The sequence below is a fragment of the Cytobacillus sp. FSL M8-0252 genome, assembly GCF_038007345.1.
Classification (GTDB): domain Bacteria; phylum Bacillota; class Bacilli; order Bacillales; family Cytobacillaceae; genus Cytobacillus; species Cytobacillus kochii.
The window spans coordinates 1,628,871-1,650,710 of the sequence record NZ_JBBOWZ010000001.1 but is presented as its reverse complement, the minus strand read 5'-3'; the positions used below and the strand labels follow the sequence as shown (position 1 = coordinate 1,650,710).

At 34.8% G+C, this 21,840-nt stretch carries 23 protein-coding genes; 9 read left to right on the top strand and 14 right to left on the bottom strand.

Annotated features, from left to right (window positions below; translation table 11 throughout):
• Positions 1-73: 73 nt before the first annotated feature.
• The gene (hemH, locus tag MKX83_RS08525; protein WP_095369900.1) at positions 74-1,009 is read right to left on the bottom strand and encodes a ferrochelatase; all 936 of its coding nucleotides are present in this window, start codon (positions 1,007-1,009) and stop codon (positions 74-76) included.
• 37 nt (positions 1,010-1,046) lie between these two features.
• The gene (gene hemE / locus MKX83_RS08520) at positions 1,047-2,087 is read right to left on the bottom strand and encodes a uroporphyrinogen decarboxylase (protein WP_095369901.1); all 1,041 of its coding nucleotides are present in this window, start codon (positions 2,085-2,087) and stop codon (positions 1,047-1,049) included.
• Between the two features lie 175 nt (positions 2,088-2,262).
• Between hemE and MKX83_RS08515 the strand changes: the two genes are divergently transcribed.
• Positions 2,263-2,763, top strand: a complete 501-nt coding sequence (locus MKX83_RS08515; RefSeq protein ID WP_095369902.1) for an antibiotic biosynthesis monooxygenase family protein — start codon at positions 2,263-2,265, stop codon at positions 2,761-2,763.
• Positions 2,764-2,885: 122 nt separating this feature from the next.
• Here the strand turns inward: MKX83_RS08515 and MKX83_RS08510 are convergent, their stop codons facing one another.
• The 4 genes from MKX83_RS08510 to MKX83_RS08495 form a co-directional block, all read right to left on the bottom strand.
• Positions 2,886-4,286 (bottom strand): hypothetical protein, encoded by a 1,401-nt coding sequence (locus tag MKX83_RS08510; protein WP_095373488.1) that lies wholly within the window; start codon positions 4,284-4,286, stop codon positions 2,886-2,888.
• Positions 4,287-4,469: 183 nt separating this feature from the next.
• On the bottom strand, positions 4,470-5,186 hold the full coding sequence (locus tag MKX83_RS08505; RefSeq protein ID WP_224937662.1) for an EcsC family protein: 717 nt from the start codon (positions 5,184-5,186) through the stop codon (positions 4,470-4,472).
• 42 nt (positions 5,187-5,228) lie between these two features.
• Positions 5,229-6,446 (bottom strand): ABC transporter permease, encoded by a 1,218-nt coding sequence (locus tag MKX83_RS08500; protein ID WP_341055046.1) that lies wholly within the window; start codon positions 6,444-6,446, stop codon positions 5,229-5,231.
• Positions 6,439-7,179, bottom strand: a complete 741-nt coding sequence (locus MKX83_RS08495; protein ID WP_095369905.1) for an ABC transporter ATP-binding protein — start codon at positions 7,177-7,179, stop codon at positions 6,439-6,441. The genes MKX83_RS08500 and MKX83_RS08495 overlap by 8 nt, the downstream gene beginning before the upstream one ends.
• Positions 7,180-7,747: 568 nt before the next feature.
• Here MKX83_RS08495 and MKX83_RS08490 point away from each other — a divergent pair.
• The 7 genes from MKX83_RS08490 to MKX83_RS08460 all read left to right on the top strand — a co-directional run bounded on the left by MKX83_RS08490 (position 7,748) and on the right by MKX83_RS08460 (position 12,622).
• Positions 7,748-8,170: an HIT family protein gene (locus MKX83_RS08490; RefSeq protein WP_251161292.1), complete on the top strand. Its 423-nt coding sequence runs from the start codon at positions 7,748-7,750 to the stop codon at positions 8,168-8,170.
• A gap of 301 nt (positions 8,171-8,471) precedes the next feature.
• On the top strand, positions 8,472-9,548 hold the full coding sequence (gene serC / locus MKX83_RS08485) for a 3-phosphoserine/phosphohydroxythreonine transaminase (protein ID WP_341055044.1): 1,077 nt from the start codon (positions 8,472-8,474) through the stop codon (positions 9,546-9,548).
• A gap of 127 nt (positions 9,549-9,675) precedes the next feature.
• Positions 9,676-10,203: a tryptophan transporter gene (locus MKX83_RS08480; RefSeq protein WP_095369907.1), complete on the top strand. Its 528-nt coding sequence runs from the start codon at positions 9,676-9,678 to the stop codon at positions 10,201-10,203.
• A gap of 144 nt (positions 10,204-10,347) precedes the next feature.
• Positions 10,348-10,722, top strand: coding sequence for a YtxH domain-containing protein (locus tag MKX83_RS08475; RefSeq protein ID WP_157733750.1), 375 nt, complete (start codon positions 10,348-10,350; stop codon positions 10,720-10,722).
• A gap of 255 nt (positions 10,723-10,977) precedes the next feature.
• Positions 10,978-11,553 carry an HTH-type transcriptional regulator Hpr gene (locus MKX83_RS08470; protein WP_224937656.1) on the top strand — a complete coding sequence of 192 codons (576 nt, stop codon included), beginning with the start codon at positions 10,978-10,980 and terminating at the stop codon, positions 11,551-11,553.
• Positions 11,554-11,796: 243 nt separating this feature from the next.
• Positions 11,797-12,348 carry a DUF3267 domain-containing protein gene (locus tag MKX83_RS08465; protein WP_180316987.1) on the top strand — a complete coding sequence of 184 codons (552 nt, stop codon included), beginning with the start codon at positions 11,797-11,799 and terminating at the stop codon, positions 12,346-12,348.
• Between the two features lie 94 nt (positions 12,349-12,442).
• Positions 12,443-12,622, top strand: coding sequence for a hypothetical protein (locus MKX83_RS08460; RefSeq protein ID WP_095369911.1), 180 nt, complete (start codon positions 12,443-12,445; stop codon positions 12,620-12,622).
• Between the two features lie 73 nt (positions 12,623-12,695).
• Here MKX83_RS08460 and MKX83_RS08455 read toward each other — a convergent pair whose 3' ends face one another.
• The gene (locus MKX83_RS08455; RefSeq protein ID WP_095369912.1) at positions 12,696-12,797 is read right to left on the bottom strand and encodes a YjcZ family sporulation protein; all 102 of its coding nucleotides are present in this window, start codon (positions 12,795-12,797) and stop codon (positions 12,696-12,698) included.
• A gap of 63 nt (positions 12,798-12,860) precedes the next feature.
• Complete coding sequence (locus tag MKX83_RS08450; RefSeq protein ID WP_095369913.1) at positions 12,861-12,950, bottom strand: YjcZ family sporulation protein; 90 nt, start codon at positions 12,948-12,950, stop codon at positions 12,861-12,863.
• Between the two features lie 281 nt (positions 12,951-13,231).
• On the opposite strand from MKX83_RS08450, the gene MKX83_RS08445 reads away from it, so the two are divergent.
• Positions 13,232-14,119, top strand: a complete 888-nt coding sequence (locus MKX83_RS08445; RefSeq protein ID WP_095369914.1) for a peptidylprolyl isomerase — start codon at positions 13,232-13,234, stop codon at positions 14,117-14,119.
• Positions 14,120-14,224: 105 nt separating this feature from the next.
• On the opposite strand, the gene MKX83_RS08440 is transcribed toward MKX83_RS08445, so the two are convergent.
• The 6 genes from MKX83_RS08440 to MKX83_RS08415 all read right to left on the bottom strand — a co-directional run bounded on the left by MKX83_RS08440 (position 14,225) and on the right by MKX83_RS08415 (position 21,824).
• Entirely contained in the window at positions 14,225-14,413 is a 189-nt protein-coding gene (locus tag MKX83_RS08440) for a sporulation YhaL family protein (protein WP_095369915.1), read from the bottom strand.
• A gap of 191 nt (positions 14,414-14,604) precedes the next feature.
• Positions 14,605-15,549, bottom strand: coding sequence for a 3'-5' exoribonuclease YhaM (yhaM, locus tag MKX83_RS08435; RefSeq protein ID WP_095369916.1), 945 nt, complete (start codon positions 15,547-15,549; stop codon positions 14,605-14,607).
• A 71-nt stretch (positions 15,550-15,620) separates the two neighbouring features.
• Positions 15,621-18,617, bottom strand: a complete 2,997-nt coding sequence (locus MKX83_RS08430; protein WP_341055036.1) for an ATP-binding protein — start codon at positions 18,615-18,617, stop codon at positions 15,621-15,623.
• The gene (locus tag MKX83_RS08425; protein WP_095369918.1) at positions 18,614-19,837 is read right to left on the bottom strand and encodes a metallophosphoesterase family protein; all 1,224 of its coding nucleotides are present in this window, start codon (positions 19,835-19,837) and stop codon (positions 18,614-18,616) included. Before MKX83_RS08425 ends, MKX83_RS08430 begins: the two co-directional genes overlap by 4 nt.
• A 287-nt stretch (positions 19,838-20,124) precedes the next feature.
• The gene (locus MKX83_RS08420) at positions 20,125-20,736 is read right to left on the bottom strand and encodes a response regulator transcription factor (protein WP_341055033.1); all 612 of its coding nucleotides are present in this window, start codon (positions 20,734-20,736) and stop codon (positions 20,125-20,127) included.
• A 2-nt stretch (positions 20,737-20,738) separates the two neighbouring features.
• On the bottom strand, positions 20,739-21,824 hold the full coding sequence (locus MKX83_RS08415; RefSeq protein WP_341055031.1) for a histidine kinase: 1,086 nt from the start codon (positions 21,822-21,824) through the stop codon (positions 20,739-20,741).
• Positions 21,825-21,840: the final 16 nt, after the last annotated feature.

Below are 21,840 nucleotides of genomic sequence, written 5' to 3'. Positions count from 1 at the left end.
CATATTGTCAAAAAATCCTTAAAAAAGAAACCGCTCCTTTATGAAAATAAAAAAAGCGGTTGCAATCAACTCATTACTTATTTTTCATTCTGTCTAAGACAACTGTTGCTAAAGAATCAATAAACGCTGGATGACTATTTGGCATTTCTGGACGATAGTAGGCAGCTCCTATTTCATCTGTAACCACCTTACATTCATAGTCATTATCATATAAGACTTCTAAATGATCAGCGACAAAACCGACTGGTGCATAAATAAATGCTTTATAGCCTTTTTTTGCATGTAAATCTCTTGTTAAATCCTGCACATCAGGCCCTAACCATGGGTCAGGTGTATTTCCTTCGCTTTGCCAACCGACAGCAAATTCACGAACGCCAGCTTCTTTAGCAATTAACTCAGCTGTTTCTTGTAGTTGATCAGGATATGGATCACCATATTCTTTAATTTTTTCTGGTAAGCTATGTGCAGAGACAATTAATATATATTGATCTCTTTCTTCACTTGACATTTTAGCGATTTGCTTCTTCACACCATCTGCCCAAAATTGAATAAATTTCGGTTCCTTATACCAACTATCAACTGAGTAAATAGTTGGACCACCAAGCGTCTGAGCTTTATCTTCTGCTCGTCCATTATAAGATTTGATGCTAAAAGTAGAATAATGTGGTGCAAGAACAAGACTGACAGCTTTAGTAATCCCATCATTATGCATTTGTTGAACTGCATCTTCAACGAATGGTTCTATATGCTTTAAACCGATATAAGCTTTAAACTCATATTGATCTTGAATCTGATTTAAATGTTCTTGAAGTGATAGCGCTTGATTCTCAGTTATTTTTGCTAATGGCGATATTCCTCCAATCGCTTTATAGCGACTCTTTAAATCTTCTAACATCTCTTCCGATGGAGTTCTACCATGTCTAATATGTGTGTAGTAACGTTCAATATCTTCTTCTTTATAAGGTGTTCCATAAGCCATTACTAACAAACCAATTTTTTCTTTATTCATTCTTACACCTCTTTAAAAATGATTACTTTTTCTTTTATTATTTCCCAAATTGTTCCTTAGAATAACTGTGGATAAACGATGTGAGTTTTTTTAATGTCTCAGGATTTACTTCTGGGAAGACACCATGTCCTAAGTTAAAAATATATCCGGGTTGACTCATGCCTTCATCAAGAATAGCACGGACCTTTTTCTCAATTACTTCCCACGGAGCAAGTAACAAGGCTGGCTCTAAATTCCCCATCACTGTCTTTGAAATACCCCTTGACCTTGCTTCACTAATTGGCAACCTCCAGTCAAGGCCTACAACATCAATTGGAAGGTCATTCCATTCATTCGCTAAATGACTCGCGCCAACACCGAACATAATAAGTGGTACCCCTTCATCTTTCAAACTAGAGAAGATTTTTTCCATGACGGGTTTAATATAAATACGATAATCTTCTACATTTAATGCACCAACCCAAGAATCAAAAACTTGAATGGCACTAGCACCTGCTTTAATTTGCGCTTTTACATATGTGATTGCCATTTCACCTAATTTATCCATAAGTGCAAACCATGCTTTTGGTTCTGAATACATAAACGCTTTTGTCTTATAATAATTTTTAGAAGGTCCACCTTCAATCATATAACTCGCTAATGTGAATGGTGCACCGGTAAAACCAATTAACGGTACAGTTAATTGCTCTTTTGTTAATAACTTAATCGTATCTAGAATATATGGAACATCTTCTTCAGGATGTATCTCGCCGAGCTTCTCAACGTCTTGCATCGAACGAATTGGTTCATCAATGACTGGACCCACACCAGGTTTTATGTCAACTTTCACACCGAGACTTGGAAGCGGTGACATGATATCCTTGTACAAAATAGCCGCATCATTGTTATACTGTTCTACAGGAAGTCTTGTTACATATGCGCATAATTCAGGTTGATGTGTAATCTCGAACAAAGAGTATTTTTCCTTAATTGCGCGATATTCCGGCTGTGATCTGCCTGCTTGTCTCATATACCACACAGGCACATAATCAGTCTTCTCTCCTCGAGCCGCCTTTAGGAATGTATCATTTATAGTCATTAAATTAAGTCCACCTTTCATTTGCCTTATGTATTTTCCATACAAATAAGCTTAGAATTATTCTTATTTAGTAAATGTTCACATTAACTATAACTTTTTTCGGTGTTTATTGTACAGTACCCGCTTCAAATGTCGAAAATTTGACGTTTTTATCACTAAAATCGAGGTGAAAGTAATGAATCTTTATATGACAAGCGGCACTAAAAATTTCCTACTTCCCCTGATGGAAAAATTCAGTAATGAGAATATCGTTCTCATGCAAAATAGTCAGAATACCCTGTTAGTACATGAAACAGAAAGCAAAAAAAGTAAGTTTCAACAACCAAAATCTTATCACATCCATGATTCAACTGGAGACCTTCATAGAAGTAAATTTATTGCTATTCAATATATCCCCTTAACTGATGAAGGAAAACCCATTTTCGAATTCAAATTTCAGCAATTCTCTTCAAACTTTACAAATACAATTGGTTTTAGAGCAGCTAGGGTTTTAACTCCGATGAAAGGTCATACTTATGTAATTATTACAGCCTGGGACTCCGAATCTTCATATAAGAACTGGGAAAGTACAAATCCTATAGCAAAAAAAATACAGGAAGAACAAAGTAATAAGAAAGAATTACTATCAGATCCTGCATATACCAGTTTTTATTATATACAAACGACAGATAAATAAAAGCTTCCCACTTGAAAAAACATCAGCCAATTACAGTAATAGAAAAAAACGCCAGCGACGAGAATGTTTATAAAAAGGCTGAGGCTACTTCACTTCGCCTCAGCCCTATCAATTTTATATCACTATATTAAAAACATCGCTACAATTGTTGTCACAATCAAACCAATGACGACAGGAAGAAAATTACGCCTCGCTAACTCAAATACATCCACTTTACATATAGCGGCAACGGGAATCATTGCCCATGGAATTAACGCTCCGCCACCTACCCAAATTCCTGCAATTTGACCTAAAGCAGTTAATGTTGCTGCACCATCACCAATCGCTGTACCAAACAAACTACCAATAGATCCAGCCAATGATATTCCTGAAAAACCTGAACCATCCAAGCCAGTTATTGCTCCTACTACCGTTAATGTAATCGCACCAACTTGTGCAGTTAATGGTACAACAGATGCAAGTGCAACGCCTAAATCGTTGACGATTCCATGTGAATGTTGAGGAAGCCGCTCTCCGATGATTGCTTGAAACCCAGCATCTCCCAAATAAAAGAATGCAGCAATTGGAATCACTGGTCCAAATACTTTAAACCCGAATTGAAATCCTTCGACTAAATAAGTGGTTATTTTTTCGAGGCCTTTTTGTCTATGAGAAAATAATGTAATCGTGAGTAAAATGAGAATAGCTGTACCCCCAATTAAAGCGGTTGCATCCCCTCCTTGAAGGTCGAATAAAAACATAACAACCACATCAATCACAAATAAAACGGGAATAAGAATAGCAAAAATCTTTTTTTGTATTGGTGTAAGTAGGTTTGCTTGCGGTAAATCAGTTGGTAAATCTGCACTTTCCGTCATAGCAGTTGACATATTAAGTTTGCCTGAATTCATATCCCTCTTAATAAAGAAAAACGCTGTTAAGGTGGTCACAACACCCATAACAATAACGAGTGGAATACTTGCTGAGATGACATCGCCAACTGGTAACCCTGCTGCGTCTGCAGTCAGTTTAGGAGCAGCTTGAATAACAAAGTCTCCTGATAATGCTATACCATGGCCAAATAAGTTCATTGACATCGCTACTGCTAGTGCAGGTAGACCTGCTCTTAAAGCAACTGGTAATAACACTGCACCAATTAAAGCAACTGCCGGGGACGGCCAAAAGAACCATGAAATTCCCATCATTAAAATCCCTATTACCCAATAAGCTAACGTTGGTGTTTTAATCAGTTTTGTAAATGGTGAAATCATGACATCATTAATGCCTGTTGATGTTAATGTTTTACTCATACCTACAATAATTGAGATGACTAATATTGTAGGTAGTAATTCCGTAATAGCAAAAATAAAACTGTTAAAAATTCCACTGATCGAAGAATTAATCGAATTCGTTGCTGTGATCGCGATTAAGAATATCCCGACTATACAAATAAAGGTTGTATCTCTTCTAGCGACCATAAATCCAATAATTAACAAAATAAACACAACATAAATCCAATGTATTGCTGTTAATTCGACGCCCATGTTCGTCATTCTCCCCCCTCATCCATTTATTAGGCATCTGCCCTAATGGATTACTTTAAAATATGTTTGGGAGAAAAAGTTGTGTGTATCACCATTCGACATGGCCAATTTTTTTGTCGGAATTCCCCGGGAAATATGTTTTAATAACAAAAAACCACAGAAGTAACATCTGTGGCACTTAGTTCAGTTATTTTGTTGGATTCTTCTTAAACGATAAGCATTTTTAGCGACCGCCCCTAATTGTTCTAATAAGTGAAAATTAGCATATGCACCAACGACCGCACCAATCCCAGGAATCATTTGTAGCATTTTAATTAAGTCAATATGGTCTCTGTATTCTTGTTGAAATACCTGCCAATCCATATCTACAAGTTCTGCTTTCCTATTTTCCCAATCTTCAATGATATCCATTGTTTCTCTGCGTTTATCATCACTTGAAAATGCTAATTGGAAAATATGAAGTAAAAATAATCTTTCTTCATATTCTGAAGTATCAAAGCCATATATCATTGCTGCTTCAAATAGGAACTTCATTTTTATGCTAAGAAGCAGTGGGAAATCTGCTAACCCACCTATAAAACCTACAGCACCTGTTCCTGCTCCTTCAACGGAAGCCGTATTTCTATATTTAATCAACGTCTCTGTTAACTTTTCATCTTGTTCCTGTAATGTAACCACTATTTGAGAAGGTCTCTTTGTTGTATATTCACTCCCCCATAATGTAGCTTTTACCATATGCTTTATCGCATCTGTTATCAAGTGATGAGCTTTTTCTGGGATTAATCCATTGAATTTATCTTGGGCCTGTTTGGAGGTTCTTTTCCATAATCTTGACTTTTTCCGCATTTGATAAAGCCAATCTTTTACTTCTCTTGAGACAGCCTCCTCATAACTCCCCATAATATCACCACACTCCATTATCAATTATTACTTTCTATCAGCTTACGGTTGAGAACGCAATGTTTTCATCATATAAAGATATGCATAACCAACGGCTACTGACCCACTTAAAACGAGCACACCAAAACCTACAAAGAAATTCCCTTTTATCATAATGAGTAACGCATAAATGATGGCTTGAATGATCAGCACACGAGCAATTAACCATTTAAATGAATTTTCTCGAATTTTAACATCGACTGGGTATAGATCTATCCATAATTTATTTTGATGTTGTCTCCACAATGGCACGAGTTGAAACCCAGTTAGATAGATAAAAAGCATGGCAATAACAATTTGCGCGATTCCATTATTAATAAAATAAATCAACACACCGCCGATGGCTGTTAAACGGAAAAAGATGCCTAGATAATCTCCCGTTCGGAGAAAAGTTCTTAAGTATAAATAATGAAAGGTGTTTTCCTGCTGATAGGAAACCGATTGTAATAACCAGTCCAACCATTTTCTCCGCTTAATTTGATCACGTAAATGTGGTACATCTGTAAACATATTTGCCACACGATAAAACTTGGCCATTTTTCTCTCTTCCGATTGAATTAAGAATTCCCATTTTAATCCTTTTGCTTTTGTTTTCTGATAAAAATACAAATAAAGTAATAGGAGAATACCTATAGTGGCGATCGTGAACCCAATATGTGCTGAGCTAAATATGAAAAATAACAACGCAACATTAATGACGAATCTAACAAATGAGTCAATTAAATGGGTTGTATAATCCATCTCATATTGGACTCGCCAACGAATAAGCATATTCACACCTTTTACTAACAACAAAATAATTAAAAACGGAAAAAACGAACTGAAATCTCCTTGATTTACACTTGCATACAACGGCATTAACACGGCCAACCCAATAAGAATTAAGTAGGAGGATAATAAAAAGCTAGTTAAAATTGCTTTCTTGAAATACCTACCTAGTTTATTCTCTAATGGCAGTAAAAACACACGATCTGCTTCTTCTAAAAAGGTATAAATCGGGCTATATGTAACGATAAGACCAAGTAGAATGGCCATAATTTCTGCCACTGGAAAATCCGAAGTGAGCGTTTTTAGCCACTCTTGATAATAATAGGCCACTGTACCAATAAGAAATACCATTACAATAACGATGTGGCCATTGAAAATATATTTTAAGTAGCGACTTAGTTCCTTTGTTCTATTCGCTAAGCGATTCTTCCAGATACTTTGTATATCATTCATAATTTTCTTCCTTTGTTAACTGGATATATAAATCATCTAATGTAGCACCAGCCATATTAAATTGTACCCTTAGCTCTTCTAATGTGCCTTTCGCTCTAATTTCACCTTCATGTATGATCACAAAGCGATCACAATATCTTTCTGCAGTTGCTAAAATGTGAGTGGACATCAGGATACCTGCGCCGGTATTTTTCATTTTCTCCATTAAATTCAATAGTGATTGAATTCCGAGCGGATCGAGCCCTACAAAAGGTTCATCAACAATATATAAGGAAGGTTGTACAAGGAAAGCACACATAATCATTACTTTTTGTTTCATTCCTTTAGAGAAATGGGCAGGAAACCATTTTAAGCGCTTTTCCATCCTAAATTCTTTAAGTAACTGTGCTTTTCTTTCTTTTAAGGTTTCACGTTCGAGTCCATAAGCCATAGCTGTCATTTCTAAATGTTCATCTAAAGTTAATTCATCATACAAAATAGGCGTTTCTGGTATAAAGGTATATTGTCTACGATACGCATCTTTGTCACTTAAGAATGTTTTCCCATTAATTGTTATCTCACCTTTATTTGGCTCCATAAGACCAATAACATGCTTGATTGTTGTACTTTTACCTGCGCCATTCAGTCCAATTAATCCTACAATTTCATTCGGTTTGACATCAAAGGAAATACCCTTTAATACGGGATTTCTCGTATAACCACCTGTTACCTCTTTAATATTTAATAAAGTCATTTGATCGACCTTCCTTGTAAAAAGTTATTCTTATTGTAAGTAAATTAAAACCATATTGTAAAGAAAACAACTATTTTTTTGGGTGACGCATATCTCTTCTTATTACGGGCATTCTATTTTATGAAGGGGAATACAAATCAACATTCATTATCTTAATGAATGAACTTGAATGAGGTGTCTACGGCAGACAATAATCTTTCAAACCGATTGTAGCTTCAAATGCAACTATTAAAGGAGATGTTTTTATTGCACAAATGTAATGAAAACGCATTGAGCTTTTTTTAAACATTTAAATCGCTTTACCGAAAGTGGTTTAAATCATCATTTCTAAATGAGGTGTTTATTAAAGATACCAATTACAAGTAGTTTGTGATGGTAGTTATTCAATGCATTTAACAAAACTGTCAAATGAGGTGTTTGTTAAAGAGTATTTCCAAGAGTAGAAGCCAAGAAGCATTCCCCTTCAATTTCGGCAGGATTCTTATTGAATCCTGCTTCTTTTATTTATGATTGGTCTTAATTTATGATAAAATATGGTCAATTCAAGTATAAGGGAGATGAAAAAAATATGAGTGACTGCATCTTTTGTAAAATAGTAGCTGGGGAAATCCCCTCAGCAAAAGTGTATGAAAATGAGCATGTCGTTGCATTTCTAGATATCAGTCAAGTAACCAAAGGACATACGTTGATTATTCCAAAGGTTCATAAAGAAAATATCTTTGAACTAGATGAAGAAACAGCCCGTCACGTATTTGAAGCTGTTCCAGCCATTAGCCGTGCGCTTAAAGCAGAGTTCCAGCCTGATGGATTAAACACGATTAATAATAATGGGGAAATTGCTGGCCAAACGGTCTTTCATTATCATATGCACCTTATTCCTAGATATGGCCAAGGTGATGGTTTAGGTGTCGTATGGAAAACACATACTTCAGAATATACACCTGAAGATCTCCAAAAGATGTCACAGCAAATACATAGTCATTTATCATAAACCTTTTATCAGGCACAGCAAGATCTGTGTCTGATAAAACCTATTTACAATATTTCTATCAACCTTCCATGTAGTTGTATCTACACTCAAGACCACAAAGCCAATAAATATATATTTTCTCCTCTCCATCTCACTTTCCTTTAACCATCGTCCTGAAAGAAACCTTACTTAAAATATTTCTAAAAAAATTCAAAATCTTTTTAATTAATTCTGTACAAATGTGTTTTTTTTGATAACATAATGATATCTTTATTTCGCTACAGCGATATAGTACAACATTGTGAATGATGGAGGGAAAAGCATGAAACGAGCATTTAACTTTAATGCAGGTCCAGCAACTTTGCCATTTGCGGTCCTAGAAAAAGCAAAAGAAGCTTGGCTAGATTTTAATGGAACAGGTATGGCTTTAATGGAGTTAAGCCATAGAAGTAAAGATTATGAAATAGTACATAACAAAGCTATTGCCTCATTAAGAAACATCCTATCCATCCCAGATGATTATGAAGTTCTTTTTCTACAAGGTGGAGCGAGTTTACAATTTTCTATGATCCCAATGAATTTGTTAAAGCCAGATCAGACGGCAAACTATATCCTTACTGGCTCATGGTCAGATAAAGCATTAAAAGAAGCCAAAAAGGTTGGTTCCACCCATGTTGCTGCTTCGACGAAGGAAACGGGCTATCATCGCATTCCTGAGCTAGAGGAAATTAATTTGTCAGAAGATGCAGCTTATCTTCATCTAACGAGTAATAATACGATCTTTGGAACACAATGGCACCAATATCCAAATACACAAGTCCCGCTTATTGCAGATATGTCAAGCGATATCTTGTCCCGCCCACTTCAAATAGAGCAATTCGACCTTATTTATGCAGGTGCACAGAAGAATTTAGGACCTTCTGGGGTAACAGTAGTTATTATTCGTAAAGAACTCATTCAAAGTCAACCAGCACTACCTACTATGTTAAACTATGAAACGTTTGCAAAAAATAACTCTTTATATAACACACCTCCAACACTAGCGATTTACCTTCTCTCTCTAGTTTTAGAGTGGGTAGAAGAAAATGGTGGGATAGATGCAATAAGCAAGAGAAATGAAGAGAAGTCTTCCCTCTTATACAATATGATTGATAATAGCAATGGCTTTTACATTGGGCATGCTGATGAGAAGAGCCGATCTCATATGAATGTCACTTTTAACTTAAAAAGCGAAGAACTTTCTACCAAATTCCTTGAAGAGGCGAAACAAATAGGATTTGTTGGGTTAAATGGACATCGCTCTGTTGGAGGATGTAGAGCATCTATTTATAACGCTGTTCCATTAGAACATGTAGAAGCTTTAGTATCATTTATGAAGAACTTCAAAGAAAAATATTAACCATAAAATAGATATGTTCATATGATATTTGTGATGTTATAATTAATAAAAGTTCTCGCTGCAAGCAATGAGTGCATTGTAGGAGAATACAGTTCAAAATGAGATTAGCTTGAGGAGAGATGAGAAAATGAAAAGTAAAAATATTGTGGCCCTTGCCCTTTTGGCAGGAATGGGTGTTGTCCTACATGCCATAACTCCACCGATTTTTATGGGTGTAAAGCCTGACATGATGTTAGTCATGATGTTTTTAGGCATTTTATTATTTACCGACGTCAAAAGCGTTGTTCTTATTGGACTTGTAAGTGGTATTCTTTCAGCCTTGACTACAGGATTTCCAGGAGGACAAATTCCTAATATTATTGATAAGCTGATAACTGCCTTTATCTTTTATGGTCTTTTGTCACTGTTAAAGAATATCAGCGCTAAATCAATTGTCGCTATTGTCTTAACAGCGATTGGCACACTGATATCTGGATTTATATTTTTAACATCTGCTTACATCATTGTAGGTCTACCAGGTGCCTTTATCGGGTTATTTGCAGCAAGCGTCTTACCAACCGTATTATTAAATGCCGTTTTAATGGCAGTATTGTTCCCAATTACAAAATCTATTAATAAAAGGACTAAATTAAATGAACATGCGATTCATTTATAAACGTCCTCACCTGTAGTAGACTACAGGTGTTTTTTTTATGTTTAATATAGCTACTAAGCGTGGAATATAAGGGGTAATAGATGTTCTTTTTACTGGATTCATGTATGATATACGTAGACATTAAAATTGAGAGGAGAGTTTAGATTGAAAGCGAAATCACTTTTTTTAGGCTTTGTCGTTGGCGGGGTAGCAGCTGCTGCAGCTACACTCTTTACTGCACCTGCTTCTGGTAAAGATACCCGAAAATATATTACTGTACAATCAAAATCGGCTTCTATTCAAATAAAAGAATTAGGTAAACAACTAACTGATATCAAGAATCAGATCGTCCATGTAGGTGAAGAAGGGAAAGAAGCTCTTTCCACTTTAACCGAAGACGTATCATCTTCCATTAAACAATGGAAAAGTGAAATACTGCCCCATCAGCAAAACTTACAACAAGAAATCGCAAATATTGAAAAATCAATAGCTGAATTAGAACAAACATTAAAACATGCCAATCCAATGGACAAAGAATAAATACCCTTCTATTTTACAATCCTTCTTTTTTCTCTAATTATTTTAGAAAAAAAGAAGGATTTCTTATTTTAAAAAAGAAATCTAATATATTATGTTATAAAAATGGTTTGCTTTAAGATTATGCCAAATGCTAACAGAAGTATTACTCCTAAAAACAAGAAACAAAATCTAAAAATTATGCAAATTAATATCTTTATTAATTTTTGCTTTATTGGCATAATAAATATACAATAATAAAAAAGTAGGTGAAGCGAAATGTCAGAAACGAATTTCTCAATCAAGGAAGCCATGCTTTTCAGTCAAAGGGTTGCTCAATTGAGTAAAGCTTTATGGAAATCTATTGAAAAAGATTGGCAACAATGGATTAAACCATATGACTTAAATATCAATGAACACCATATTTTATGGATTGCTTATCATTTAAATGGCGCATCCATTTCTGATGTAGCGAAGTTTGGCGTTATGCATGTATCTACCGCATTTAATTTTTCTAAAAAGCTTGAAGAAAGAGGATATCTTGAATTTTCAAAAAGAGAAAGTGATAAAAGGAATACTTACATTAAATTAACGGATAAAGGTGAAAGCGTTTTTCTAGAATTAATGGAAACATATCATCCAGATAAAAATTCTGTTTTTTCAGGTGCGATGCCTTTAAAAGAATTATATGGAAAATTCCCAGAAATCATTGAAGTGATGGCCATTATCCGCAACATTTACGGAGATGATTTTATGGAAATATTCGAAAAATCATTTTCAAATATTGATAACGAATTTGAGGAAAAAGATGGTAAACTATTAAAGAAGAAAGAATATACAAAAGAATTAGTATAATTTTGTACCATAAAAGCGGAATTATAAACAAACTTCTCCGCTTTTTTATTTTGGTATAAAAGACAATATATTCATTGATTATAAAATAAAATAATGAAAACCCTTACATCCCTTCACTTTTATGTTGAAATATAACAATCATTTTTTTATCGAAAAAATGGTATTGATTTTTCTTAAAGAGGAGAGTAAAGTAGTGTTTGAATTTAAAACATGAGCGCTGAACTGCGAGGGATTATTTTGTTTATGAGCTGTGTAAAGGAGATAAATGTTAACAAGCAGTATGGACAATTATGGTTGGACTTCATGTCTGCTATACTGGCATTTACAGTCTTTATTATCACATATTTACCAATGAATTATTTGTTTCCTGATACAGTGATTAATACAGAAAGTTTAAGTATCTTTACCCTCTTTCTGATTGGATTGTATCCTATCCATAAATTGATTCATTATATTCCATTAATGCCGGTAAATAAAAATATAAAGAAATCGTTGGAATTACGATCAAAATGTGTACCCATGATACAATTAAAAGTCAATGAACCAGTACCTAAATTGATGTATCTAAGTGCTTTAATCGCACCAATACTATTTATTAATGGAACACTTTTGTTGTTAATGTTATCATTTCAACAATATGGAGCGTTTTTCATCATTCTTTTATCTTTGCATATTGGATTATCATGCCGTGATTTAATCTATATAAAAATCGTAATGAACACACCTAAATTTTCATATATTGAAGAGAATGAGGTTGGACTCAATATATTAATACAAATCAAGGAAACTAGATAAAATCCACTCTTCCAACCTTTTATACTATCTTTTTATGATTATTTTTGATATTGTAAAACAATAGACTACGATTGACTAGGGGAGGGAATCATCGATGATCTCCATTTTTATTATTTTTGCTGTATTTATTCTATACAATATTAACAGACTTACTTTTTCCTTATGTTTACAAAAGGAAATCCCAGAGGAGAAACAACCTAAAGTATATCGAACAATTAATGTTTTAATTACGATACTGCTTATTTCTTCCTTTGTTGAAATTGCATTTACTTAAAATAAATGTAAAAAAAGCGGCGAGATTTTCGCCGCTTTTTTCTCTCTATGGAAAAGCTTGAGGTATGAATTAATTAGCAAACCCAAGAAGCTCCAATAATTACTAATAAAATGAAAAGGACAACGAGTAAAGCGAAACCTCCACCGTATCCAAATCCTCCACCGCCGTGTGACATGGATTTTCCTCCCTTCTATCGTCCGTTATAAGTTCTTTCTTTATTGTCTTATAACGCTATTTTTTATAACCAAGCAGCACCTACGATGACTAATAGAATGAAAAGAACAACAATTAAAGCGAAGCCTCCGCCGTATCCAAATCCTCCACCCATGATAACACCTCCCTTATTAGGTTGTTACCACATACTATTCAAACACTCTGTCGTGCGAATAGGCGCGTATCTCGTCTTTTTATATTTTCTCTAAACTTCTTTGGACGAAATATCATTTTCAATTTCTTTATATCCTATGTTGGACTCTCCAGAATGGTTAGTCTAATACCCAAAATTTTCTTAAATAAACCTAATTTTGTAGTAAATATTTTTGTTAAGGAAATGATTTGTGTTATAGTATTTACTGTGTATATACAACAATAAACGTGGGAGTGTTCAACATGAAAAAATGGATTTTATCCCTTTCTGTTGCAACAGGTGTATTAGTTTTAAGCGCTTGTAGTTCAGGAGATTCTGAAGTAGTAGTCGAAACAGGAAACGGAAATATTACACAAGAAGACTTTTATCAAGCCTTGAAAGAACAATATGGTGAACAAGTTCTTCAAGAACTCGTTTATGAGAAAGTCCTCTCAGAAAATTATGAGGTTTCCGAGGATGAACTTAATGAACAAGTAGATACAATGAAAGAACAATTAGGTTCTAACTTCCAATTAGCACTTGCACAATACGGTATGGAAAGTGAAGAAGACCTAAAAGAAATGTTAAGAACAGGTCTAATGCAAGAAAAAGCGGCAATTAAAGATGTTGAAGCTACCGAAGAAGAAATGAAGGAATACTATGAGAATTATAAGCCAGAAATCCAAGCGCGTCATATTCTTGTAGCCGATAAAGAAACAGCTGAAGAAGTGAAAAAGAAATTAGATGATGGCGAAGACTTTGCAAAAGTGGCTGAAGAATATTCAACTGATACAGCATCTGCTGCCAATGGTGGCGATTTAGGTTGGTTTGGAGCTGGCCAGATGGTTGCAGAATTTGAAGAAGCTGCCTATGCATTAGAAGTAGATGAAATTAGTGATCCTGTTGAGTCACAACATGGTTTCCATATCATTCAAGTAACTGACAAAAAAGAAAAAGAATCATATGAAGATATGAAAGAAGAAATTGAATATCAAGTGAAAGTAGCGAAAGTCGACAGTACAATTATTCAAGAAGCAATGCAGAGGGAATTAGAAAATTCAGGTGTGGAAGTAAAAGATAATGATTTTAAAGAGTTATTCAAAGCTCCTGAAGCAGAAGCCGATGATGCTGAAGCAAAAGAAGAACAATAACATAAAAGACCTGGTTATATGACATAACCAGGTCTTTTCTTTGGTCTCGAACCCATTAGACTATTTATGTGTATATTTCCTTTCGTATCTATGGTTCGACCTTTATTATCCTTCTTGCCTTTCATATTGTTCTCGTTTGTCATCCCTAGCGGATTCTAACCTTTGCATATAAACTTCACCTTCCTGCTCAATTTGAGCAGTTTCCGCCTTTCTTTCATCCCTACCTGTCTTAATCGCCATAAATGCGCTAATGAAAATACCTGCAATCACAAAGTAAAGCCATATAGGTATCATTGGACTCCTCCTTACTCTCTTATTAGAAAATATGTCTGCTCGTCCCATAATATGCAAAAAATTTTTCATAACCATTTTGCTCACCTTACTCTCATTTCCATAGCCATCACGAACACATACACCCGACTGGTAAACCGCAAAAAAAGCAAGTTATGTGACATTCTTACATTTCACATACTTGCTTTTCTAAGTTATTCATGAAAGGTCGGCTTATAAAATGCCCGATTATCTAACGCAAAAACTCTTTCTGTGTATTCACCTGGTTTGACTCTAGATAATGATCGATCAAGCATATTCATTTTCGCATCTAAATTATCAATATAATGAATGATTTCCGCTTCTTTAATTAAAGGCGGTTTCGGGCTACCCCATTCTGCCTTACCATGGTGAGACAGAACAATATGCTGTAAAATAACGACCTCTTCTCCTTGAATTGATAGCTCCTCAGCCGCCGTCTCAATCTCACTTACCATGATGGAAATATGGCCGAGTAAGTTTCCTTTTACTGTATAAGTTGTGGATATAGGACCAGATAGCTCTGTAACTTTACCTAAATCATGCAGAATGATACCTGCATATAATAAATCCTTATCCAACGTAGGGTAAAGATTTGCAATCGCTTTAGCGAGATCTAACATTGAAACAACATGATAAGCTAAACCTGAGACAAATTCATGATGATTTTTAGTCGCTGCAGGATATTCTAGAAACTCAGCTTGATATTTCTTTAATAAATGTCTAGTGATTCTTTGAATATTAGGGTTTTTCATTTCAAAAATGTATTGTGTGACTTTCCCCATCATTTCTTCAGCGTCAATAGGGGCAGTTTCTAAAAAGTCTGCTAACTTTACCGTATCGTTTTCATTTGACGTACGAATCTGTCTTATCCGTAGCTGTTGTCGTCCACGATAATTTAAGATATCTCCCGCCACTTTGACAATTGTTTCTGGCACGTAATTATTTTCATCCTGTTCGGAAACATCCCAAAGTTTTGCTTCGATATCCCCACTTTTATCTTGAAAAATCAAAGTTAAAAAAGGTTTACCGTTACTTGCCACACCTTTTGTAGCATTTTTTATTAGTAAGAACAATTCAACCTGCTCTCCTGTATCGTAATAAACAATTCCTTTAGTCATCGTTACACCTGCCTCCTCTAAGTCTTACCTTTAAGTAAAAGTATATCATATCTATCTTAAAGCCTTCATTTTTAAAAGCTTGTTGCTGTTTGTAGTTCACTTAAATCAATCACTTCATCCCCGTTAAAACTTTGCAACATCCCTTTATGACAAGTAAAGAAAATAATCTGCTCCTCTTTACCTCTTAGTACTCTCATTACTTCTTCCAGTCTTTTATGATCAAAGTTCACAAATCCATCATCAATTATAAAAGGGAGCTGATACCGATGGAACACAATTTCTGCCAAGCTCAACCGCAAACTAATATAAAGTTGCTCAGCTGTTGATTGACTTAACGATCTTGGCTCAAAAAACATCCCTTCCTTATGCTCTAATAATAAATGCTCTTTGTCGCTATCATAAAAAATCCGCTTATATTGACCTAATGTTAAATCAGAAAAATACCTCTCAGCTTTCTTTAATATTTTTGGGAATTCTTCTTCTTTAAAGGTGTTTACCGTTTCAGATAGTAAGCTCTTTGCTGTTGCATACACGGCCCATTCCTTTGCCAACTCATTCCATTCTGCTTTTAATTGTTTGTATTTGTGTAATAGTTCAGCATAAATTCCACCTTCTTCTAATTGTTTAATTTCATAAGAAAGATGATGTAGTATTTCTTGTTGCTTGGTTATTCTTTCTTTCTTCGTATCAATGCTTATTTGGTATTCTTTTATTTGTTCTTCTGTCGGTCTTAATTCAACATATTTATTTAATGTCTCTTGTGATAAGTTTGTCATATTTAACTTTAATTTTTCGGTTCGTAGCTCTTCTTTAATGGCTTGCTTCCTTTTAGCAGCCATCCCTTTTTCTTTAAAAGCTATGATTGAAGACACACCTGCTTCTTCTAGTAACGATTGAATATGCTTTTCTCTATTTGCTATTTTCTCGTCTATAATCGTAATATCTGATTGGATTGATTCTCTTATTTCCTTATTTTTTTCAAAGTTTGCAAGTTTGTTTCTTTCTTTATCGATGATATCTTTTAACTGAATCACGCCATCAGCATAAGAGCGTGGTTCGATAACCACTAACGAGAAATAATGAGATAGTTTCTCCTCTATATTAGTAATAGATTGGCTTAAGTCATCCAATTTCGCTTTCTTTATCTTCCTTTTTCTAATCGTGCCCTTCATCTCTTCAATCAATAAGAAGGCATCAAGTAATTGATTTTTCATAGTTGATTTATTTAATCTATATGGCTCGGCAATGAGATCTATCTTACTATCAACTTCTCTCATCTCACCTTCCCACACTTCATATGCGGCAATGATTTTTTCATACTGACTATTGACATAATCTAATCGCCGAGCGTATTCGGCGACTTCGGCTTCTTGCTCTTTATCCCTTTCAATTTGCTGCTTCCATTCATCTACCTGCTCCTTAGCAGCGATGGGCTCTTGTTTTTCTAATACCACTTTTTGTTGTCTTAAATAATCTAATTCATCCTTTATTCCATCAGAGTAGACTGCCTTCTGTTTAAAAAAAGAACTAATAAAAGTAATACAGATTCCACCAATCGCTAATGCTTGGATGAGGAATGAAGCTTCAAAGAATCCCCATATGCCAATGAAAATAAATAATAATAAAAGTGAACTTATCTTCATATATTCAATTTTTTGGGATCTCTTATCCTTAGTAATTGCTTGTTTATGTTTCTCTGTGAGCAATTGTATATTGACATTGATTTCAGTTAATCTCTGATGGTGACTTTCCTTTTGCTCAAAAGTAGTGATTTGTTTAAGAATGTTTGCTCTCTCTTCTCTTGATAGTAACTTCTTTCTACTTTCATTTATTTTATTTTCTAATCCATTTAATTCAGTTCTTATAGTCTCCGACTCTTCATCCAATTGTACTTTTCTATCGGACAACCGCGACTTTTTCTTCATTACATTAGAGATAAGTTCTTTTTGAAACATACTCGTATCAAAAGATAAAATCTCTTCGTCAGATATTTGCATATGCAGCTTATCTGACATATGCTGCAATTCTTCCTCCAAAGCTTTTATTTCGAGTTGCCATTCATTCTTCGTCTGCACTTGATTCTCTCTGACAGTATTCAGTTCGCAAACAGCTTCGATTTCTGCTCTATTTTCAAGTATTTGCTTCTGTAATCCTGCATTCATTAATTTTTCGTCAAGGGTACTTCTTTTCATGATGAGTTCATTTCTTTGGTCTTCTAATACTTCCTTACTCTGTTGTATAGCCTCTAATTGCTTTAACCCATCTATTGGAAATTCATCTACGTCTAATTGACTTTCTTCATCTAGTAAACTTAAATAATGAAGATATACTTTCTCAACCGTAAACCACTTCCTTAAAGAGCTTAGCATCCCTTCTAACTGTTCCACTTCTTGTTCAAGTAGTTCGTTATTACAAATTAATTCTTCTTTTTTCTCAGTTCGTTCTTTATAAAGGTTATTCGTTTTTTCCGCTTTTTTTAGATTTTCATATGCTTTTTTTAGCTCTTTTAAACCGCTGTTTAAAACTGGCTTTGTTCCAGATGGCTTAAAACGCAAATCGAGTTGCTTCTGCAAATATTGTTCTGCCTTTAAAATGCCATCTGTTCCAACAACCGCGGAAGAAAATAAAAAATGCCCTAAATCTTCTTTACTAAATGATTGCACATTTTGAATATCAAACAGGTCAAAAGAGAAGATCGCTCGGTATAATGGTTGGTCCATCCCTTGGAGCAATTCCTCTAATAACGTAGAACCACCGCTTCTTCCGGAACTGAGCACAACGTTCACTTCATCCGGTGTTCTTTCCTTTACTCTCTCAATCATTGCTTCATGACCATCTGGTAAAGTGAAAATCAATTTTCCACCATATTGACTACTATTCTTAGGTTTATAATTTCTTTCATTTCCTTTTTTAGATGGAAAACCAAATAACATACTATGAATAAAAGACATCAGTGTTGATTTACCCGCTTCATTTTGCCCGTAAAAACAATGAAAATCGTTTAACTGTTTAATTTTGATATTTTCCCATTTTCCGTAACCATAGATCTCCATACCTTTAAGCTTCATTCGTTCACCCCCTCCACTAATAGTTCAAGTAACAATTGCTTTGCATCTGCAACAATTTCTTTTTGATCTGTTTGTGATATTTCATCTATCCATCGACTTGCTTGTTTATGCCTATATAATGGGGATAATGCCTTCAGTACTATTTCTTCATTTGCTATATCTAACATTTCTTTATAAAAAGGTGACTGACTTCGTAAACTTTCCTCATCCCACACTAACTGCTTTTTAACTTTTAACTCATTTACCCAAACGAAGGATTGTTGTATTCGTTCAGTTTCTTGGAGAAATTCTATTAATTCACCTGACCTAAAGGCCTTTTCTTCTATTTCACTCATACTCAAGTGTTGTAATTCTAATTTAAGTATAATGGCTTTTCCTTCTCTTCTTTTTGATTCTAACAATTTGATACAATTTGATAATAAAACCTCAAAAGAATTGAATGAACTACAATCAAGGACCACTTCATCCCAAACCACATCATTTGTCTCAATAAATCGCTTCTCGCAAATATGCTCTTGTAATTCTATTAAATAACAACCCTTTATACCTGTTTCCTTTTTATGTCGTCCTTGTATATTCCCTGGATAAATAATTGGCGGCACTGTATTGATTTCAGCTCTTTTATGTATATGACCAAGGGCCCAATAATCAAACTGCTTTTCTATCAAGTCAGAAATCGTAAACGGTGCATAGTTCCCGTGTTCTGTTAATCCTTCCAAATTGCCATGTAAAATGCCGATATGATAACCAGCCGCTTCTTCTTTCTGATAAAGCTGAACCATTCTTTCATCGACATGTCGTTCTTTGTAACTAAAGCCATAAAGATGAATAATTGTATCGTTTTTTTTAAATCTAGTTACTTCTGGTATTTCACCAAAAATAAATACATTCTCTGGCATCGTTAATTTAATCCACTCTCCACCTAGATGATCATGGTTACCATGAACAATAAATGCACGAATTCTAGCCTTATGTAAACGTAACATCTGTTCTCGCAAGATGTTTTGTGCTTTTATACTCCGATCACTTGCATCATATAAATCTCCCGCTAAGATAACAAAATCAACTTTTTCACTTATTGCAACATCAATGAGCTTAATAAATGAACGGAATGTACTTTCCTTTAACCGCTCAAATATGAAGTCGGGTAAGTCTTTTAATCCCACCATAGGGCTGTCTAAATGTAAATCTGCAGCATGAATAAATTTGATAGGCTCCATTTTTTATCCCTCTTACATTTTTCTTTTATTTTAACGCAAACCAAAAGCGAATGCACGTTCTTACTTGGTCGATTGTAGAATTAAAAATGTTCAATTTTAATGAAGGGATTAGACGACTCAGCTCCGTCACCATAATGGTAGTTTCGACCTTTATATCAACTTGCTAAATTCTATTAAGAAATATTCGTTTTTTATCGCATAAGAAAAACCGGACTCATCTCCCGGTTTTGTTTAGATAATAATCAACTGCTTTTCTCTACATGCGGTGTAAGATTCGAGTTGACACCCTATTTTTGCCGTTGCCAATAGTAAATGGCTAGTTGTGTACGATCGCGTAGCTCCAGTTTATCAAGAACAATAGATAGAACATTACGAACGGTCCCTTCACTTAAATAAAGCTGCTTCGATATTTCTTTATTCGATAAACCTTCCACCACAAGCTCCATCACGTCTTTCTCCCTTTCGGTTAATGACCAGAACCCATCTGACTTATTTTGTAGCACAAGTTTATCAAGTACTTCCGGAGTAAGAACCCTCGCATTTGATCCGATTGCATGGATCTGTTTGGCCATATCTTTAATCGAACTAGATTTTATGATGTAGCCCTCAGCACCTGCTTTTAAAGCAAGCCGAATATTCATTTCGTCTTGAAAGGTTGTCAACATCATTATTTTAATATGTGGCCAGTTTCTTTTTATAACCTTTGTACTTTCTATCCCATTCAACACCGGCATTTGGATATCCATTAGAATAAGGTCTAGCTGCACTTTCTCACAAAAAGAAATCGCTTCACTCCCATTTTCAACCACACCAACAATTTTTATATCTTCTTCTTTATCGAGAAGTAATTGTAAGCTCTGACAAATTAAACGATCATCATCGACAATTAATATATCCATAGCTACTTCCCCCTTCTCTGTATAGGTAAAACACATACGAGCAAGTACCCATTTTGACGATCAATTGTAAAGCTTCCTTTTAACATTCTTGCTCTTAATTGTAAACTTCTTAGTCCACTTCCGTTCACTGATTTTTGGGTAATGGTGCCGTTATCATGGATTTTCAACCTTACAAGTGTTTCAGTAATATCAAGTTCAACTTTCGTTTTCGTCGCATTACTATATTTACTTACATTTGTAATAGCTTCCTTAAGACACGCTTCCAACATCAGCCAATATTGAGAAGATACATTATCCACATTTCCATTATATTGAAATTCTATGAGTAATGGCTCTGAATCTGCTACGATTCTTTGCAACTTATCAACACCTATATAAGTAACAGGTGTGAGATTATGAACTGTATTTCTTAATCTCGTAGTACTCCTCGAAAGCCTAATTTTCACCTGTTCCAGAAGGGAGTGCGCTTGATTTTCATTTTCTACTTGTTCATATGCCTGAATAGCTAGAAGGGCACCTGTTAAATCATGCCCTAGGTGGTCATGCAGTTCTCTTGAAATCCGATTTCTCTCCTTCAATTCAGCTGCCTTTTCCACCTCAAAATAAGCTTCTAAAAGCTCCATTTTGATCTGTTCAAGCTCATGCTTTTCTTTTCTTTCCTTGTCTAAAGTCTTTTCTAGTTGCTTACGTTCTTTCATTGACTGATAAGTGAAGCTTCCGACTAATACTGTGAGTAAACTATACGAAATCAAAGTGATATCAAAGGCAGGGTAAGCAATCATGAAAATCGTCATTGGGAAAATCAACCACCACTTCCCGACTATTGCTGCTTCGAAAATAGCGATGGCTAAACCATATAGGGCAAATGGAAAATATGGAATGAAAACGATACAGAGGACTATTTCAATAAGAAAACTCCATTTTGGTATTGAAAATCTTATACGTATGCTCATAACAATGAGCAAAAGCAGGATAAAAACAATCGCCTCAAAGCCAGCAGTACTTATGAGCCAAAGATGTGCTAGGATAAGTAATTGTGCTATTCGCCAAAATATCACAAATCTAAAATATCGCTCGTACACTCTCATATGCACACCTCTCCTC

What these genes read in the sequence shown, in the direction of transcription:
- hemH (WP_095369900.1), bottom strand. Translation starts at nt 1,009, where the DNA reads ATGAATAAAGAAAAAATTGGTTTGTTAGTAATGGCTTATGGAACACCT.
- hemE (WP_095369901.1), bottom strand. Translation starts at nt 2,087, where the DNA reads ATGACTATAAATGATACATTCCTAAAGGCGGCTCGAGGAGAGAAGACT.
- MKX83_RS08515 (WP_095369902.1), top strand. Translation starts at nt 2,263, where the DNA reads ATGAATCTTTATATGACAAGCGGCACTAAAAATTTCCTACTTCCCCTG.
- MKX83_RS08510 (WP_095373488.1), bottom strand. Translation starts at nt 4,286, where the DNA reads ATGGGCGTCGAATTAACAGCAATACATTGGATTTATGTTGTGTTTATT.
- MKX83_RS08505 (WP_224937662.1), bottom strand. Translation starts at nt 5,186, where the DNA reads ATGGGGAGTTATGAGGAGGCTGTCTCAAGAGAAGTAAAAGATTGGCTT.
- MKX83_RS08500 (WP_341055046.1), bottom strand. Translation starts at nt 6,446, where the DNA reads ATGAATGATATACAAAGTATCTGGAAGAATCGCTTAGCGAATAGAACA.
- MKX83_RS08495 (WP_095369905.1), bottom strand. Translation starts at nt 7,179, where the DNA reads ATGACTTTATTAAATATTAAAGAGGTAACAGGTGGTTATACGAGAAAT.
- MKX83_RS08490 (WP_251161292.1), top strand. Translation starts at nt 7,748, where the DNA reads ATGAGTGACTGCATCTTTTGTAAAATAGTAGCTGGGGAAATCCCCTCA.
- serC (WP_341055044.1), top strand. Translation starts at nt 8,472, where the DNA reads ATGAAACGAGCATTTAACTTTAATGCAGGTCCAGCAACTTTGCCATTT.
- MKX83_RS08480 (WP_095369907.1), top strand. Translation starts at nt 9,676, where the DNA reads ATGAAAAGTAAAAATATTGTGGCCCTTGCCCTTTTGGCAGGAATGGGT.
- MKX83_RS08470 (WP_224937656.1), top strand. Translation starts at nt 10,978, where the DNA reads ATGTCAGAAACGAATTTCTCAATCAAGGAAGCCATGCTTTTCAGTCAA.
- MKX83_RS08465 (WP_180316987.1), top strand. Translation starts at nt 11,797, where the DNA reads ATGAGCTGTGTAAAGGAGATAAATGTTAACAAGCAGTATGGACAATTA.
- MKX83_RS08460 (WP_095369911.1), top strand. Translation starts at nt 12,443, where the DNA reads ATGATCTCCATTTTTATTATTTTTGCTGTATTTATTCTATACAATATT.
- MKX83_RS08455 (WP_095369912.1), bottom strand. Translation starts at nt 12,797, where the DNA reads ATGTCACACGGCGGTGGAGGATTTGGATACGGTGGAGGTTTCGCTTTA.
- MKX83_RS08450 (WP_095369913.1), bottom strand. Translation starts at nt 12,950, where the DNA reads ATGGGTGGAGGATTTGGATACGGCGGAGGCTTCGCTTTAATTGTTGTT.
- MKX83_RS08445 (WP_095369914.1), top strand. Translation starts at nt 13,232, where the DNA reads ATGAAAAAATGGATTTTATCCCTTTCTGTTGCAACAGGTGTATTAGTT.
- MKX83_RS08440 (WP_095369915.1), bottom strand. Translation starts at nt 14,413, where the DNA reads ATGATACCTATATGGCTTTACTTTGTGATTGCAGGTATTTTCATTAGC.
- yhaM (WP_095369916.1), bottom strand. Translation starts at nt 15,549, where the DNA reads ATGACTAAAGGAATTGTTTATTACGATACAGGAGAGCAGGTTGAATTG.
- MKX83_RS08430 (WP_341055036.1), bottom strand. Translation starts at nt 18,617, where the DNA reads ATGAAGCTTAAAGGTATGGAGATCTATGGTTACGGAAAATGGGAAAAT.
- MKX83_RS08425 (WP_095369918.1), bottom strand. Translation starts at nt 19,837, where the DNA reads ATGGAGCCTATCAAATTTATTCATGCTGCAGATTTACATTTAGACAGC.
- MKX83_RS08420 (WP_341055033.1), bottom strand. Translation starts at nt 20,736, where the DNA reads ATGGATATATTAATTGTCGATGATGATCGTTTAATTTGTCAGAGCTTA.
- MKX83_RS08415 (WP_341055031.1), bottom strand. Translation starts at nt 21,824, where the DNA reads ATGAGAGTGTACGAGCGATATTTTAGATTTGTGATATTTTGGCGAATA.